This is a genomic window from Ruegeria sp. AG7 (assembly GCF_056541545.1).
On record NZ_JBQFYP010000002.1, the window covers coordinates 163,197 to 177,360 of the forward strand.

19 protein-coding genes and 1 tRNA gene are annotated in these 14,164 nt (G+C 58.1%); 8 read left to right on the top strand and 12 right to left on the bottom strand.

Going from position 1 to position 14,164, the window contains the following annotated elements:
• Positions 1–33: 33 nt before the first annotated feature.
• On the top strand, positions 34–465 hold the full coding sequence (locus tag ACR0BF_RS03765) for an MmcB family DNA repair protein (RefSeq protein WP_480493473.1): 432 nt from the start codon (positions 34–36) through the stop codon (positions 463–465).
• A 5-nt stretch (positions 466–470) separates the two neighbouring features.
• Here ACR0BF_RS03765 and ACR0BF_RS03770 read toward each other — a convergent pair whose 3' ends face one another.
• Positions 471–659: a DUF6324 family protein gene (locus ACR0BF_RS03770; protein ID WP_117869403.1), complete on the bottom strand. Its 189-nt coding sequence runs from the start codon at positions 657–659 to the stop codon at positions 471–473.
• A gap of 77 nt (positions 660–736) precedes the next feature.
• On the opposite strand from ACR0BF_RS03770, the gene ACR0BF_RS03775 reads away from it, so the two are divergent.
• Both ACR0BF_RS03775 and ACR0BF_RS03780 read left to right on the top strand, forming a co-directional pair.
• Positions 737–1,219: a GNAT family N-acetyltransferase gene (locus tag ACR0BF_RS03775; RefSeq protein ID WP_480476440.1), complete on the top strand. Its 483-nt coding sequence runs from the start codon at positions 737–739 to the stop codon at positions 1,217–1,219.
• A 48-nt stretch (positions 1,220–1,267) separates the two neighbouring features.
• Positions 1,268–1,344, top strand: a tRNA-His gene (locus ACR0BF_RS03780).
• 92 nt (positions 1,345–1,436) lie between these two features.
• Here ACR0BF_RS03780 and ACR0BF_RS03785 read toward each other — a convergent pair.
• From ACR0BF_RS03785 to secG, 11 genes are all read right to left on the bottom strand, one after another.
• Positions 1,437–2,243 (bottom strand): ABC transporter permease, encoded by an 807-nt coding sequence (locus tag ACR0BF_RS03785; RefSeq protein WP_480476442.1) that lies wholly within the window; start codon positions 2,241–2,243, stop codon positions 1,437–1,439.
• Between the two features lie 91 nt (positions 2,244–2,334).
• Positions 2,335–3,222, bottom strand: coding sequence for an ABC transporter permease (locus ACR0BF_RS03790; protein ID WP_480517728.1), 888 nt, complete (start codon positions 3,220–3,222; stop codon positions 2,335–2,337).
• A gap of 79 nt (positions 3,223–3,301) precedes the next feature.
• Positions 3,302–4,051, bottom strand: coding sequence for a transporter substrate-binding domain-containing protein (locus ACR0BF_RS03795; RefSeq protein WP_209595836.1), 750 nt, complete (start codon positions 4,049–4,051; stop codon positions 3,302–3,304).
• Between the two features lie 34 nt (positions 4,052–4,085).
• Entirely contained in the window at positions 4,086–4,862 is a 777-nt protein-coding gene (locus ACR0BF_RS03800) for an ABC transporter ATP-binding protein (protein ID WP_209504298.1), read from the bottom strand.
• Between the two features lie 128 nt (positions 4,863–4,990).
• The gene (locus tag ACR0BF_RS03805) at positions 4,991–5,740 is read right to left on the bottom strand and encodes a phosphate/phosphite/phosphonate ABC transporter substrate-binding protein (RefSeq protein WP_480624303.1); all 750 of its coding nucleotides are present in this window, start codon (positions 5,738–5,740) and stop codon (positions 4,991–4,993) included.
• A complete protein-coding gene (locus ACR0BF_RS03810; protein ID WP_480476448.1) occupies positions 5,737–6,174 on the bottom strand; it encodes a tellurite resistance TerB family protein in 438 nt (145 codons plus the stop codon). The genes ACR0BF_RS03805 and ACR0BF_RS03810 overlap by 4 nt, the downstream gene beginning before the upstream one ends.
• A gap of 20 nt (positions 6,175–6,194) precedes the next feature.
• Complete coding sequence (locus ACR0BF_RS03815) at positions 6,195–6,644, bottom strand: tellurite resistance TerB family protein (protein WP_209504295.1); 450 nt, start codon at positions 6,642–6,644, stop codon at positions 6,195–6,197.
• A gap of 180 nt (positions 6,645–6,824) precedes the next feature.
• Entirely contained in the window at positions 6,825–7,595 is a 771-nt protein-coding gene (locus ACR0BF_RS03820; protein ID WP_480624304.1) for an isocitrate lyase/PEP mutase family protein, read from the bottom strand.
• A gap of 160 nt (positions 7,596–7,755) precedes the next feature.
• Complete coding sequence (locus ACR0BF_RS03825) at positions 7,756–8,238, bottom strand: bacterioferritin (protein WP_480476452.1); 483 nt, start codon at positions 8,236–8,238, stop codon at positions 7,756–7,758.
• Between the two features lie 112 nt (positions 8,239–8,350).
• Positions 8,351–9,994: a CTP synthase gene (locus ACR0BF_RS03830; protein WP_480476454.1), complete on the bottom strand. Its 1,644-nt coding sequence runs from the start codon at positions 9,992–9,994 to the stop codon at positions 8,351–8,353.
• A 160-nt stretch (positions 9,995–10,154) separates the two neighbouring features.
• On the bottom strand, positions 10,155–10,514 hold the full coding sequence (gene secG / locus ACR0BF_RS03835; RefSeq protein ID WP_480476944.1) for a preprotein translocase subunit SecG: 360 nt from the start codon (positions 10,512–10,514) through the stop codon (positions 10,155–10,157).
• 150 nt (positions 10,515–10,664) lie between these two features.
• Between secG and nthA the strand changes: the two genes are divergently transcribed.
• From nthA to ACR0BF_RS03860, 5 genes are all read left to right on the top strand, one after another.
• Complete coding sequence (nthA, locus tag ACR0BF_RS03840; protein WP_480604129.1) at positions 10,665–11,279, top strand: nitrile hydratase subunit alpha; 615 nt, start codon at positions 10,665–10,667, stop codon at positions 11,277–11,279.
• A complete protein-coding gene (nthB, locus tag ACR0BF_RS03845) occupies positions 11,276–11,953 on the top strand; it encodes a nitrile hydratase subunit beta (protein ID WP_480476458.1) in 678 nt (225 codons plus the stop codon). Before nthA ends, nthB begins: the two co-directional genes overlap by 4 nt.
• Positions 11,950–12,288, top strand: a complete 339-nt coding sequence (locus ACR0BF_RS03850) for a nitrile hydratase accessory protein (RefSeq protein WP_480493471.1) — start codon at positions 11,950–11,952, stop codon at positions 12,286–12,288. Before nthB ends, ACR0BF_RS03850 begins: the two co-directional genes overlap by 4 nt.
• A 215-nt stretch (positions 12,289–12,503) precedes the next feature.
• Positions 12,504–13,799, top strand: a complete 1,296-nt coding sequence (locus tag ACR0BF_RS03855; RefSeq protein WP_480554655.1) for an adenylosuccinate synthase — start codon at positions 12,504–12,506, stop codon at positions 13,797–13,799.
• A complete protein-coding gene (locus ACR0BF_RS03860) occupies positions 13,799–14,035 on the top strand; it encodes a DUF2842 domain-containing protein (RefSeq protein ID WP_480476464.1) in 237 nt (78 codons plus the stop codon). The genes ACR0BF_RS03855 and ACR0BF_RS03860 overlap by 1 nt, the downstream gene beginning before the upstream one ends.
• The last annotated feature ends 129 nt before the right edge of the window (positions 14,036–14,164 follow it).

Consider the following 14,164-nt stretch of genomic DNA (forward strand, 5'->3'; position numbering starts at 1 on the left):
TACTTTTGTTCCCTAATTGTTCACATTTCTGACATGACTTTAGATCTGCAGCCCGGACAGAAACTGGCGCGTGGCGTCGCACGCCACCTTGCCGCGCATGGTTTTGTTTCTGTTGAAGAATTCGTTCCGGCACGTGGTCTGCGTGTCGATGTGATGGGGCTGGGTCCCAAAGGTGAGATTTGGGTGATCGAATGCAAATCCAGCCGTGCCGATTATCAATCGGATGCCAAATGGCAGGGCTATCTGGAATGGTGCGACCGATTCTTCTGGGCCGTGGATACCGAGTTTCCGACCGATCTGTTACCTGACGAAACGGGCTTGATCATTGCTGATGCCTATGATGCCGAGATCGTGCGCATGGCGCCCGAGGACAAGCTTGCTCCAGCGCGGCGCAAAAAGATGATCCAGAAATTTGCAACAGATGCAGCACGCCGACTGCATGCACTGCGCGATCCGCGCTTGTAAAAAGCTCAGCCTTTGACGGCGAGGGCGGCCTGTATCGCGGCGCGGATCTCGTCTGCGATTTCTTCGGCTTCCTCGGGATCGAAATCCATCGGAATCTCGATGCCGTCGGCTTCGATGAACAAGCGTACCATCCCCTGATCGGTCGGGCCGATTTGCAGGTTGGCCTGTATATCGCGTTCGGTATTGATGCCCATCTGTGCCTCCGAGACTGAGCATTCGTGCTAGCGTGCACGGGGTTGAGAATCAAGTCACCTTTGCGGTCAGATAAGACATGGATAAAGTGGTTCTCAGAACGTTTCGCCCCGATGATGCCGCGTGGCTGGTTGAACAGCACGGGTTGCTCTATGCGCGCGACGAAGGATTTGATGACAGTTTTGCCCCATTGGTTGCGCGCATCCTTGAGGAGTTCATTGCAGACAACGACCCGTCCTTTGAAAAAGGCTGGATTGCTGAACGGGCTGGACAAAGATTGGGTAGCATCTTCTGCGTGCGCGTGGACCAGACGACCGCCAAACTGCGCCTCTTCCTGCTTGTCCCCGAGGCGCGCGGACTTGGGTTGGGAAAACGGCTGTTACAGACCTGTACAGATTTTGCACGCGAGGCTGGATATCGGGAAATGGTTCTGTGGACCCATGAAAGCCATACGGCTGCCTGCGCGCTTTACAGGGCGTTTGGCTGGGAACTGATCGACAGCAAACCGGTGCATTCCTTTGGGGTCGATCTTGTCGAACAAAGCTGGAGAATTCGGCTTTAATCCTCTTGCATTCCCCCGGCGCGTTCGGTACATCGCCCCTCACGAAGTGCCGCCTTAGCTCAGTTGGTTAGAGCGCTGGATTGTGGATCCAGAGGTCCCCTGTTCAAGCCAGGGAGGCGGTACCATTCCCCCAAAATCGACTGTCCGTGTTCGCACCGCCAAGCGCATTACAAACATAGTGTAGGCTCGAACGCCGGAAAGTCCGGCGCGCTGATCTTTAGCGCGCCAGGTTCAGTTTGAACCGCATTTTCACCCGTTTCGCAGTGGGCAGGTGGCGGTTCAGGCGTTTGTTGATGAGGCCAAAACCCCCGACAATCACCAATGTCAGCAAGATGAAATAGAACGCCAGAATTGGATAGGGAATAAACGGGTTGAACGTCTTGTCCGCGAAATAGCTGGCGTAATAGAGCGCGTCGCCGCGCTGCTGCCAGGCCGGAAAGGCCGAGAAGAAGACCAGCGTGGTGGCGTGGAACAGAAAGATGGCTTCGTTCGTGTAGGCAGGCCAGGCCAGCCGCAGCATGGTTGGCCAGACGATCCGCCGAAACCGCGACCAGCCGGACATACCATAGGCATCTGCCGCTTCGATATCTCCCTTGGGGATCGAGCGCAGAGCACCATAAAAAATCTCACCTGAATAAGCGGCGGTGTTCAGGAACAGCACGATCAGTGCGCCGAGCCAAGCCGAGGTGAAGGCGTCAAACATTGGATAGGTTTTCTTCAGCGACAGGAAGAAGAAATAGGCAAAGAAGAACTGGATAAAGAGCGGCGAGCCCCGGAACAGGAAGATGAACCATTCGGCAGGTTTGCGCAGCCATTTGTTGGTCGAGGCTTTGCCGACGGCCAGTGCAGTGGCCAGAAAGAACCCGGTCGCCAGCGCCATGACGCCGAAATAGATGTTCCAGATCATGCCCGATCCGATCAGGGTGAACTGTTCGCACAGGGTGAAATCGGTCTTGGGCAGCAGGCGCTCCCCAATGCCAAGCGAACGCAGGCCGTAATCCTGAATGGTCTGGATGCAGCTCATGCTCGGGCTCCTTGGAAAGGAGATTGCGTGCGCGAAGGAGATTGCTGTGCAATCGCGTGCGACACCCGGTTGCGGTCTTGAATGCGGATCATCATGCCGTGGTCTCCTTGCGCAGAAGCTCTCCGCCCGAAGTGGCCTGTCCGTGGGACAATCGCCGCATCAGTTTTTCCAACCCAAGTTCCGAGAAACGGGTCATGCCAAGGTAGAAGATCAGCAGGAACAGGAAATACCACATGCGCCAGTCGCCATGCGGGTATTGCGTGAATTTCGAGGTTTTGGTGCCGCCCAGTTCGCGCGCCCAATACACGATATCTTCAACACCCAGCAGGAAGAGCAGGGGCGTCGCCTTGATCAGCACCATCCACAGATTGGACAGGCCGGGCAGCGCGTAGACCCACATCTGAGGCACCAGGATGCGCCAGAAGGTCTGGCGGCGGTTCATACCATAAGCTTCGGCCGTTTCCAGCTGCGCATGTGGTACGGCGCGCATCCCCCCGAACAGGACATTGGCCGCAAAGGCGCCAAAAACGATAGAGAAGGTGATGACCGCCAGGAAAAACCCATAGGTTTCATGCATCCATTCAGGCGCGGTCCCGAGTGGCAGCTTGGCAGCCTGACAAACAAGGAAATCATTGCCCTGGCGGATTGGGTCGGTCCAGTCCGGGCACAATATCTTATGCCGCGTCCACTCGAACGCCTGATCCAGTGCGATGACGAAAAACAGGAAAAACGCAATGTCGGGCACGCCGCGCACAATCGCGATATACCCTTTGCCCAGCCAGCTGAGCGGGGGGAAATGCGAGCGCGCCGCCATGGCACCTGCAAACCCGAAGCCAAGTGCGACGGGCGCGGTCACAGCCAGCAGGGCCAAAACCTTGATGAAAGACAGGTAGAACGACCAGTGTACGCCATTGGTCAGGTAGCATGAAAACCAGCGGAACGTGCCCAGCGTGTCAGGATCAGCGCAGTACGAGAACATATGGCGTCTTTCCAACGTCTGTTCCGGCTAGGCCGGAATCGGCCCGGTGCCGAGGCACCGGACCGGGATTGGTCAGGTCTTAGTTGGTGACGACCGAACCGTCAGTACCGTATGTGGCGGTGCCTTCACCGAACCACTTGATCAGCATCTCGTTCAGCGTGCCGTCGGCTTTCATCGAAGTGATGGCTTCGTCGAACTTGCCGCGCAGTTCACCGTCGCTTTCACGCAGGCCCATGCCGACGCCGCCGCCCAGCGGAACCGGATCGCCGACAAAGACCAGCTCACCGCCCGATTCCTCGACCAGCGGCACCAGATAGTCGCGGTCGGCCAGAACTGCATCGGCTTCGCCGTTACGGACAGCTGCAATGGTTTCTTCCGGGGTCGCGAATTCGACCAGGGTTGCACCGGATTCGGCAACGTGGCCTGCCTGGATCGTGGCGGTTTGCGCCGCAACGACACCGCCGGTTACGTCTGCCGAGTCAGAGGTCGCAACATAGGCCGAAGCGGTCGGCGGGTAATAGTCTTGGGTAAAGTCGATGACCTCATCACGTTCGGCTGTGATCGACATACCGGCGATGATGGTGTCGTAGTTGCCCGAGACCAGGTTCGGAATGATCGAATCCCAGTCGTTCTTGACCCATTCACACTCCAGGTTGGCGCGTTTGCACAGCTCGTCGCCGACTTCACGCTCGAACCCGTCGATTTCACCTGCATCGTTGATGAAGTTGTACGGAGGGTAGGCGCCCTCGGTGCCCATGCGGACCGTGTCGGCCATGGCGATACCAGCAGTCAGCGCCAGGGCCGCAGTGGACAGAATCAGGTTTTTCATTGGTTACTCCCCAGTTTTGGTTCTGTTCTTGAAGTTAAGCCGCCTGAGTGGCGGAGAGAAAGCCCCGAAGCCGCTCGGATTCGGGTGACGTAAAGATATCTTCGGGCAAACCTTCTTCCTCGATCAGGCCCTGATGAAGAAATACCACGTGGCTCGAGATATCTGCCGCCATTTTCATGTCATGAGTCACGATGATCATGGTGCGCCCTTCGGCTGCCAGATCCTTGATCACCTTGATCACTTCCTGTTCCAGTTCGGGATCCAGCGCCGAGGTCGGTTCGTCGAACAACAGCGCCTGTGGTTCCATGCACAGCCCCCGCGCGATAGCGGCGCGCTGTTGCTGACCGCCGGACAATTGCGCCGGATAGGCGTCGCATTTGTCGCCAATGCCAACTTTCTCAAGGTATTTGCGCGCGCTGTCTTCCACTTCGGCCTTGTCGCGGCCCAGAACGGTCACGGGGGCTTCCATGACATTTTGCAGGATGGTCATATGCGCCCACAGATTGAACTGCTGAAACACCATCGACAGGTTGGTGCGGATGCGCAGGACCTGCTTGGGGTCCGCGGGGCGGCGCCCATGGCTATCGCCCGACCATTTGACAGGTTCGCCTTTGAACAGGATTTCGCCCTGCTGGCTGTCTTCCAACAGATTGCAGCAGCGCAGCAAAGTTGATTTTCCTGACCCCGATGACCCGATCAACGAGACCACGTCGCCGCCATGCGCTGTGATGTCCACCCCCTTCAACACTTCCAGATTGCCGAAGCTTTTGTGAAGGTTTTTGATTTCGATGACGGGAGCGGTTTCTGTCACGGGCAGTCCAGTAGTTTGTGGTGTTGGTGCGGTACTAGGGCCGAAAAATTTGCTCAATGCAATGTGCAATTCGCAAATTCAGGGTCGGAAACTGTCAAATTGACCAAATGCACCCGACAATTTGGCCATCAGATTATCCGCTGGGCGCATGGCGGTGGCGGGGTCGGTACGGACAGGTACTCCTCCGCCGGGATGTCGATCAGCCCCTGAATGTGCAGCGTTTTGCGGTCGTGTTCGGCAAGGTTTTCTATTGCTGCCCGAACTGCGTCTGCGACCAGATCCGCGTTTTGGTCGGGTCCCGTAATATAGGGCAGGGTCGGTGTAGAAGCGGTTTTTGCCAGTTCGCGCAGGCTTTCGCCCAGATCGGTATGTTCTTGCAACATCATCCAGGTCAACGCATCCAGCGCCGCGAAATCTGCCTTCCCCTCCGAGACCGCCTGCGCTGACAGCGCGTGACCGCCTGTCTCCAACAACGACGCAGGATACAGGTTCTCCCGGGATAAATACGTGATGGGTGCCGCCCAGCCGGATTGGGACAATGCTTCGTTATATGCGAAGATACCGTCAGTCATTCCCGCCAGCGTGCGGTCGTCGTCGCGCCGCGCCACAAAGACCGAGCAATAATGCCCGGCAGGGCAACCGGGCAGGCCGTAATCCGGGGTGCCCACCAGTTGAACACGACCATGCAAGCGTGTGCGATAGGGCATTCCACAGGTCTGTGCCAGCACCAGATCGGGATCAAGCCAAACCTGCCAAACATCGGCGTCTCGGGTCAGCTGTTCTGGCCCGTAACCCAGATTCGCGCGAATCAACCCCCAGAACCGACCATTGGCGGCCTGAACCTCGGGCATGTCGTACATGCCAAGCATGGCTATCAAGATTTGGCGGCCTTTTGCCGGGCCAAAGCCGAATCCACGTCGCTGACCCCCAGCAGGCTGACAACCAGACGCAGCAGCGAGTCCTCCTCACCCGTGCGGTGGCCATCAGCCAGGGCCACTGACCACAGCGCCTGAACCACCGCCAGCCGGTTTTCATAAGCGACTGCTTCCTTGATGGCGCGGGTAAAACGGACCGTGTCGGGGGCTTCAGCCTCCAGATCTTCGGCACGGGCGCGCAAAGCCGCGCTTTCGAATGGGGACAAACCGTATCGTTCTGCCGATATGCGGTCGATGCGCGACATTTCGGAGGCAGAATAATCGTTGTCAGATCGTGCCAGACGCACCAGCAGGGCCGTCAGGGCCAGGCGGGCATCATCTTCGACAAGCGGGTCGGGCTTGGGCTGTGTGAGCCTGGAAAGAAAGTCACTGAACATGGGTAAGATATAGCGGGCGCTTAACTCACATCCAAGCGGCTTTGGACGCGCTCGCGCGCTGCCTGACTGTCATTGTAGCTCAGGCCCATGGCAATGCGGGCTTCTTCGACGATCTTTATCTCGCCCTCGTCCGAACTGCCATCCGCCAGAACGATTTCCCACAACGCGTCAAGGGCTGCCAGCCGCTCTTTCAGATCCGTGGTTTCCCGGATCAGTTTGCCGAACGTATCAGTTTCCGGTGCCGCAGCATGGAGCTTTTCACAGGTGGCACGCACCTTAGCTGCCTCAATCGCGTTATGCTGGTACAGACGGGCCAGTATCTTGTCGATCAGACTGATCTCTTCCAGCTTGTAATCGCGATCTGCCTGCGCGACGCGCACCATCAGAGCACCCAGAGCAAGTTCTGCATCCGGGTCCGGCAACTGTTCATGATGAGGCGGTCTGAGCGCCTTAAAGAACCTTTTCAACATAACAAACACCTAGACGACAGGTCGTGATCGGCCAAGCACGAAATGCTGGTCGCTCTATGGTATTGCGTGTGTCCCAGGCTGAATCAGAGCTGTGCGGCATCTGGTACACACCGGCCAACAATCAATCATAGCCCAATATCCATGGGTTGCAATTTGTGCTGAGGAAACAAAGACCTGTGATTACCAGGTCAGGGCCTCTTTGGCTGCGGTTTGCAACCAGGCCAGCATTTGGCGATAGGGAACCGGACCGTAGCTGATCCGCGCAACCCCCAGTTTTGCCAGGGTGGGCGTATCCGGCGTGCCGGGCAGGGCGATGATATTGACCGGTAAGGCCGTGGATTCGCAAAGCCGGGCGATCAGGGCTTCGTTCTTTAGCCCGGGTGCAAAGAATCCGCTGGCACCTGCATCAGCATAGGCATTGGCACGGGCAATGGCCTCATTCAGCATCGTGTCGTCATGGGTGTCCGCTGCTGCCTTCAGGAAGATATCTGTGCGCGCATTGACATAGGCGGGAATGCCTGCGCGCGCGCAGGCGTCGCACATCGCTTCAACACGTTTGGCTTGAGTGGCGATGTCAAAGAGACCGTCTCCACCTATGATCTGGTCTTCAAAGTTGAAACCAACAACACCGCAGTCCAGCGCGCGCTGAACGTTTTGCGCGATCCCTTGCGGGTCTTCGGTATAAGCGCCCTCGAAATCCAGTGTTACGGGCAAGTCAACCGCTGCAACGATGCGGCGTGCATTGTCCAACGCGGCCTCAAGTGGAATGTTCTGCCCGTCGCCATAGCCCTGCGCCATGGCAACAGGGGCACTGCCGGTCGCGATGGCCTGGGCTCCAGCGTCCCGAACAGCGCCAGCGCTGCCAGCGTCCCAGATATTGAACAGAATGACAGGATCGCCTTTCTTGTGAAGGCTGGTAAAGGTCACGGCTTTCTGGGACTGGCTGGTCATCGGAACTCTCCTGTTGTCGCGTATCCTACAGCTAACGCTGTGAAAATGACCCGGCCAGAGTTTTTGCACCCAGACAGGTCACTTTGAGGTGACGGCACAGGCACAGATTGCGTCAGCTGTGCAAAGTACCCGTGACTTCCACCGGTTTGAAACCAAGGCCTCAGGCTTCGCCCGCAGCGCCAGAGACGAATTTCGCGCTAAACGCAGATTCGCCAAGACGTTGCAGAAGGCTCAGCTGTGTCTCCAGCCAGGCTTTGTGACCTTCTTCTTCCATCAGGATGCGTTCGAACAATGTACGCGAACCAACATCACCGACTTCGGCCGCCTGTTGCGCTGCATTGGTGTAGAAATCGACGGCCTCACTCTCGTCTTGGAGATCAGAGGCGAACATTTCTTCCAGCGTGCCCGCTGCGGCTGGGCTTTTCTGAAACGCAAGCTCGGGGGTTCCACCCAGAAACAGGATACGTTCGATAAAGGCGTCAGAATGCACCAGTTCTTCCTGCATCTCGCCCCGCATTTTCTCAGCCAGAATATCAAGGCCCCAGTCGTCCAAAACGTGCGCGTGCAACTGGTATTGGTGCGCGGCAGTAAGCTCCATATGAAGCGCTTGCTGAAGGTTGCTGATCGTTGTTGCGTTGCTCATCGGAAATCTCCTGAAATCGTGAAATGCAAAAGCAGAAAGCCTGCCTCTGCACAGAGTTAAGAGATCAATCCCCACGAAACAACGTGGGGTGACAGTCCGACACAGTCAGGGATCAGACCAGGCGCGAGGTGTCTTTCGCGGCCCGCACAAAATCGCGAAACAGCGGATGCGGGTCAAACGGCTTGGACTTCAGTTCCGGGTGGTACTGAACGCCAATGAACCACGGGTGATCCGCCCATTCCACGATTTCGGGCAGACGACCGTCCGGCGACATGCCCGAAAACTTCAGGCCCGCTTTTTCAAGCTTGTCGCGATACTTGATGTCCACCTCATAGCGGTGGCGGTGCCGTTCCTCGATCTGGGTGCCGCCATAGACCTCGGCGACTTTGGATCCGTCCGCCAATACTGCGTTGTAGGCCCCAAGGCGCATTGTGCCGCCCTTGTCGTCGCCGACCTTGCGCTCGACCTTGTGGTTGCCCTGTACCCACTCCTTGAGGTGATAGACCACCGGTTCAAACCGTTTCTTCCCGGCCTCATGGTCGAACTCCTCGGACCCGGCTTCGGTAATACCCGCAACGTTTCGCGCTGCCTCGATCACCGCCATCTGCATGCCAAGACAAATGCCCAGATAGGGAACCTTGTGCTCGCGCGCATATTGCGCCGCCTTGATCTTGCCTTCGGTGCCACGCTCGCCAAATCCACCGGGGACGAGGATGGCGTGGAAGCCTTCCAGATACGGAGCTGCGTCTTCGGTGTCGAAAACTTCGGCATCCACCCACTCGATCTTGACCTTCACACGGTTGGCCATACCGCCATGGGTCAGCGCCTCGGCAATCGACTTATAGGCGTCTTCAAGCTGCGTGTATTTGCCGACAATGGCCACTTTCACTTCGCCTTCGGCGTTGTGGATGCGGTCGCTGACATCTTCCCATTTGGCCAGATCGGGCTTGGGGGCGGGGCTGATCTGGAAGGCATCAAGAACGGCCTGATCCAGCCCCTCGCGGTGATAGGCCAGCGGGGCGTCGTAGATGGTCGACAGGTCCTGCGCCGCGATCACGCTGTCCGGACGCACGTTACAGAACAGGGCAAGCTTTTCCCGTTCCTTGGTCGGGATCGGCCCTTCGGACCGGCAGACCAGAATATCGGGGGCCAGACCGATCGAGCGCAGTTCTTTCACCGAGTGCTGGGTAGGCTTGGTTTTCAACTCACCCGACGCTTTGATGTAGGGCAGCAACGTCAGATGCATAAAGATACACTGGCCGCGCGGTTTGTCCTGACTGAACTGTCGGATGGCTTCAAAGAAGGGCAGGCCTTCGATGTCACCCACGGTACCGCCAATCTCACACAGCATGAAATCAACCTCATCCTCGCCGATGGCGATGAAATCCTTGATCTCGTTGGTGACGTGCGGGATCACCTGAATGGTCTTGCCAAGGTAATCGCCGCGGCGTTCTTTCTCGAGCACGTTTGAATAAATCCGCCCGGAACTGACCGAGTCGGTCTTGCGCGCTGCGACACCGGTGAACCGTTCGTAATGGCCAAGGTCCAGATCGGTCTCGGCGCCATCATCGGTGACAAACACTTCGCCATGCTCAAAGGGCGACATCGTGCCGGGATCGACGTTCAGATAGGGGTCCAGCTTGCGCAGACGCACCGAATAACCGCGGGCCTGCAACAAAGCGCCCAAAGCTGCCGAAGCCAGCCCTTTGCCCAAGGACGAAACCACACCACCGGTGATGAAAATAAAACGTGCCATAGTTTTTCGGCTGCTCCCGTGAGACGTCAAAATCAGCTGCCCGGCGGTTCCGAAAAACCGCTGCATCACGGGACTTCACGTATAAAGGATTCGCGCCAAAAGCGCAAGAGAACCGCAAGATGCTGTTGCAGTCCTCTTTCATGTTTCTAGGTTTTGTGGATCAATCCGCCTGCGGGATCAGAGGCGCGTTGTCGTCCTGTGCCGGCGGCAAAAGATCATCAACCGACGGAATCGCCGGTGCGCTTTCCTCGGTCGAAGCCGGTGCCGGAACGCCCAGACGGTCGATTACCGAGCTGCCCGAAGATTTCTGAGCCGCAAGAATGGTCAGCGTGATCGAGGTGACGATGAAACAGGCCGCCAGAATCCACGTCAGCTTGCCCAATGCCGTCGCTGCTGCGCGACCGGCCATGGCACCGCCACCACCCATACCCAGGCCACCGCCTTCGGACCGCTGCATCAGGACAACGGCGATCAGGCCCAGAGCCAGAAGAAGATGGATAATGAGAACGACGTTTTCCATGGTGGTCCTGTACAGCGTGGCGTGTATCGCGTGGTACTTATGCAAGTTTGCCAGCGGGGGCAAGTCAGGAGTTGGCATCAACTTCTTTGATGTATCCCATCACGTCAAAGGGACTGGACAGTGTGTTGATTTGTGACGCAGGCTGCGGCCATGCCACATGACGATCACGACCACCCGCATGCCCTGTTGCCACCTGAACCCGCATTGCGCGTCAAAGCGCTCGAGACGATTCTGACCCGCAAAGGGCTGATCGATCCGGCGACTCTGGATGAGATCATCGACACTTATCAGAACAGGATCGGGCCGCAAAACGGCGCGCGCGTCGTTGCCAAAGCCTGGAGCGACCCTGCCTTCAAAGCTGCCCTGCTTGAAGACGCCACTCCAGTCGTAGCGGACCTTGGCTACTATGGCCGCCAGGGCGAACATATGGTGGTGGTCGAGAATACACCGGACCGGCACAATATGGTCGTCTGCACCCTGTGCAGCTGTTACCCTTGGCCGCTGCTGGGTATCCCGCCCGGATGGTACAAATCCGACGCCTACCGAGCCCGCGCAGTGCGAGAACCGCGCAAGGTGTTGGCCGAATTCGGCGTCACCTTGCCCCAAGACACCTCTGTACGGGTTTGGGATTCGACGGCCGAGATTCGCTATCTCGTCTTGCCCATGCGCCCTGAAGGCACAGACGGAATGAGCGAAGATGAGCTTGCTGCGCTTGTGACGCGCGACAGCATGATCGGCACTGGCCTTCCCAAGGTGCCATCATGACCCGCGTTCACGATATGGGAGGCCGTTTCGGTGATGGTCCGATACACCCCGAGGCAGAGGACGCGCCTGTTTTTGCCGAAGACTGGCACGCCCGCGCTCTTGCGGTGACACTTGCATCCGGGTTTCTGGGGCAGTGGAACATCGACGTTTCGCGCCACGCGCGCGAACGCTTGTCTCCGAAGGATTACACCCGGTTTTCGTATTATGAGAAATGGATATCCGGTCTGGCCGATCTGCTGGTCGAAAAGGGTGTTCTGACATTGGATGATCTGCGTGGCGTGAGCGGCGACAATCCGCACCCCTTGGCAGACAGAGCGCTCAAGGCCGAAGCAGTGTCCGCTGCGCTGGCCAAAGGCGGGCCTGCGGACAGGCCTTCCAATGTCGCGGCGCTGTATTCTGTGGGGCAAGAGGTTGTCACGGTCCGGCCGACAGCAAATCGCCTCGTGGATGGAGGTCACACGCGCCTGCCTGTCTATGCATCCGGTGCCAGGGGCCGAATCCTGCGCCTGCACGGAACCCATGTTCTGCCCGATTCCAATGCGCATGGGTTGGGTGAGGCGCCAGAGCCGATTTATGCAGTGGCTTTTGCGGCATCAGAACTCTGGGCCGCCACCGAACATCCCGCCGACCAGGTGGTGCTGGACCTCTGGCAAAGCTACCTGGAACCGGCATGAACGACTGTATCTCATACGGAGCCCCCGAGCCGGTTTTTGCTGAACCCTGGCACGCTCAGGTCTTTGCCGTCACCGTCGCGCTGAACGAGGCCGGACGGTTCGAATGGGCGGATTGGGCGGCGCGTTTTTCAGCGACATTGAAACACAATGGGCTTGCCGGGGAATTGGATGGCGGTGACGATTACTTCCACGCATGGCTGGAAACGCTTGAGGCATTGCTGGCCGAACAGGGCGCTGCAAGGCCGAAAGATGTGCTTGATCTGCATAAGGCCTGGGAAGAGGCTTACCTGACCACTCCGCATGGGCAACCTGTCCACTTACGGCGACAGGGTTAGGGGGCTCTGCCCCCGCCGCCCGTTCCGGGCGCCTCCCCCGGGATATTTACAGCCAGGTGAAGCAGGGGATCCACTCTTCATCTGGCTACAAATATCCCCGCCGGAGGCATCGCGCGCGAGCGCGATTTTCCTCTGCGGCGAAATATCGGTTTCCCTGCCGTTTTTGCCCCGCTATATGAGCCGGGTTTGATCACTCAGCACGAAAAGGACCGGATATGGCCAACGTGGTTGTTGTCGGCGCCCAATGGGGCGACGAAGGAAAAGGCAAGATTGTCGACTGGCTCAGCGAAAGGGCGGACGTAATCGCGCGTTTTCAGGGCGGTCACAATGCCGGTCATACGCTGGTGATCGACGGTGAGGTTTATAAGCTGCACGCGCTTCCTTCGGGCGTGGTACGCGGCGGCAAGTTGAGCGTTATTGGCAACGGCGTGGTTCTGGACCCCTGGCATCTGGTCAATGAGATCGCAACCATCCGGGCGCAGGGTGTTGAGATCACTCCTGAGACGCTGATGATCGCTGAAAACACGCCATTGATTCTGCCCATTCATGGCGAGCTGGACCGTGCGCGAGAGGAAGCTGCGAGCAAAGGCACCAAGATCGGAACAACCGGTCGCGGAATTGGCCCGGCCTATGAAGACAAGGTTGGGCGGCGTTCTGTTCGCGTTGCCGATCTGGCGGACGAAGCCACGCTGGAGGCCCGCGTGGACCGCGCATTGCAACACCACGATCCGTTGCGCAAGGGTCTGGGTATCGAGTCGGTTGACCGCGACGCGCTGATCGCTCAACTCAAAGAGATCGCGCAACAAATTCTGCCGTTTGCAGCTCCCGTCTGGAAAGTGCTGAACGAAAAGCGCAAGGCCGGGAAACGCATCCTGTTTGAAGGGGCGCAGGGCGCGCTGCTGGATATCGATTTCGGCACCTATCCCTTTGTGACGTCGTCGAACGTGATTGCGGGGCAGGCGGCAACCGGTGTTGGAATCGGTCCGGGCTCGATCAATTTCGTGCTTGGCATTGTTAAGGCCTATACCACCCGTGTTGGAGAAGGGCCGTTCCCGACCGAGTTGGAAGACGCAGACGGTCAGCGTCTGGGTGAACGCGGGCACGAATTCGGCACGACAACAGGCCGCAAGCGCCGCTGCGGATGGTTCGACGCCTGTCTGGTGCGCCAGACCTGCGCAACCAGCGGCGTGAACGGTATTTCGCTGACCAAGCTGGATGTTCTGGACGGGTTTGAGACACTTAAGATCTGCACCGGGTATGAGCTGGATGGCGAACGTTTGGATTACCTTCCGACCGCTGCTGATCAGCAAGCCCGCTGTACTCCGATTTATGAAGAAATGCCGGGGTGGAGCGAATCGACCGAAGGCGCGCGCAGCTGGGCGGATTTACCTGCAAATGCGATCAAATATGTGCGTCGGGTCGAAGAACTGATCGAATGCCCGGTTGCGCTTTTGTCCACAAGCCCGGAGCGGGACGACACCATTCTGGTGACGGACCCCTTTGCTGACTGATGCGCGAGAAACAGAAGACAGGGTTGAGTTACAAGGCACGCCGGCGCTGGTCGCTGGTGATCCTGGTGCTTGGCCTTCCGCTGTACATCATCGCCGTGGTGACGATCGTGAACTTGCTGGGGCGTCCTCCGATCTGGATTGAGTTGCTGGTTTATATCGTGCTGGGCATCCTTTGGGCCCTGCCGTTCAAGTTCGTGTTTCGCGGCGTCGGTAAAGAAGACCCCGATCAGTCCTAGCGCTCGTGAGGTACGTGTAAATGACCGGGCCTGCTGAGTGCCGTGCGGGAAAACGCGTGGTCCTCGGCGCTTTGGTGACGACCGTCTGGTAACAGTCGAAACGTTCGGGCTTTGTCATTCAGGACGGGC

Bases quoted from the DNA above. Each gene is read 5' to 3' on its own strand.
- nthB (WP_480476458.1), top strand. From the start codon at position 11,276: ATGACCCGCGTTCACGATATGGGAGGCCGTTTCGGTGATGGTCCGATA.
- ACR0BF_RS03785 (WP_480476442.1), bottom strand. From the start codon at position 2,243: ATGAGCTGCATCCAGACCATTCAGGATTACGGCCTGCGTTCGCTTGGC.
- ACR0BF_RS03830 (WP_480476454.1), bottom strand. From the start codon at position 9,994: ATGGCACGTTTTATTTTCATCACCGGTGGTGTGGTTTCGTCCTTGGGC.
- nthA (WP_480604129.1), top strand. From the start codon at position 10,665: ATGCCACATGACGATCACGACCACCCGCATGCCCTGTTGCCACCTGAA.
- ACR0BF_RS03850 (WP_480493471.1), top strand. From the start codon at position 11,950: ATGAACGACTGTATCTCATACGGAGCCCCCGAGCCGGTTTTTGCTGAA.
- ACR0BF_RS03815 (WP_209504295.1), bottom strand. From the start codon at position 6,644: ATGTTGAAAAGGTTCTTTAAGGCGCTCAGACCGCCTCATCATGAACAG.
- ACR0BF_RS03820 (WP_480624304.1), bottom strand. From the start codon at position 7,595: ATGACCAGCCAGTCCCAGAAAGCCGTGACCTTTACCAGCCTTCACAAG.
- ACR0BF_RS03775 (WP_480476440.1), top strand. From the start codon at position 737: ATGGATAAAGTGGTTCTCAGAACGTTTCGCCCCGATGATGCCGCGTGG.
- ACR0BF_RS03860 (WP_480476464.1), top strand. From the start codon at position 13,799: ATGCGCGAGAAACAGAAGACAGGGTTGAGTTACAAGGCACGCCGGCGC.
- ACR0BF_RS03770 (WP_117869403.1), bottom strand. From the start codon at position 659: ATGGGCATCAATACCGAACGCGATATACAGGCCAACCTGCAAATCGGC.
- ACR0BF_RS03795 (WP_209595836.1), bottom strand. From the start codon at position 4,051: ATGAAAAACCTGATTCTGTCCACTGCGGCCCTGGCGCTGACTGCTGGT.
- ACR0BF_RS03825 (WP_480476452.1), bottom strand. From the start codon at position 8,238: ATGAGCAACGCAACAACGATCAGCAACCTTCAGCAAGCGCTTCATATG.
- secG (WP_480476944.1), bottom strand. From the start codon at position 10,514: ATGGAAAACGTCGTTCTCATTATCCATCTTCTTCTGGCTCTGGGCCTG.
- ACR0BF_RS03790 (WP_480517728.1), bottom strand. From the start codon at position 3,222: ATGTTCTCGTACTGCGCTGATCCTGACACGCTGGGCACGTTCCGCTGG.
- ACR0BF_RS03765 (WP_480493473.1), top strand. From the start codon at position 34: ATGACTTTAGATCTGCAGCCCGGACAGAAACTGGCGCGTGGCGTCGCA.
- ACR0BF_RS03810 (WP_480476448.1), bottom strand. From the start codon at position 6,174: ATGTTCAGTGACTTTCTTTCCAGGCTCACACAGCCCAAGCCCGACCCG.
- ACR0BF_RS03855 (WP_480554655.1), top strand. From the start codon at position 12,504: ATGGCCAACGTGGTTGTTGTCGGCGCCCAATGGGGCGACGAAGGAAAA.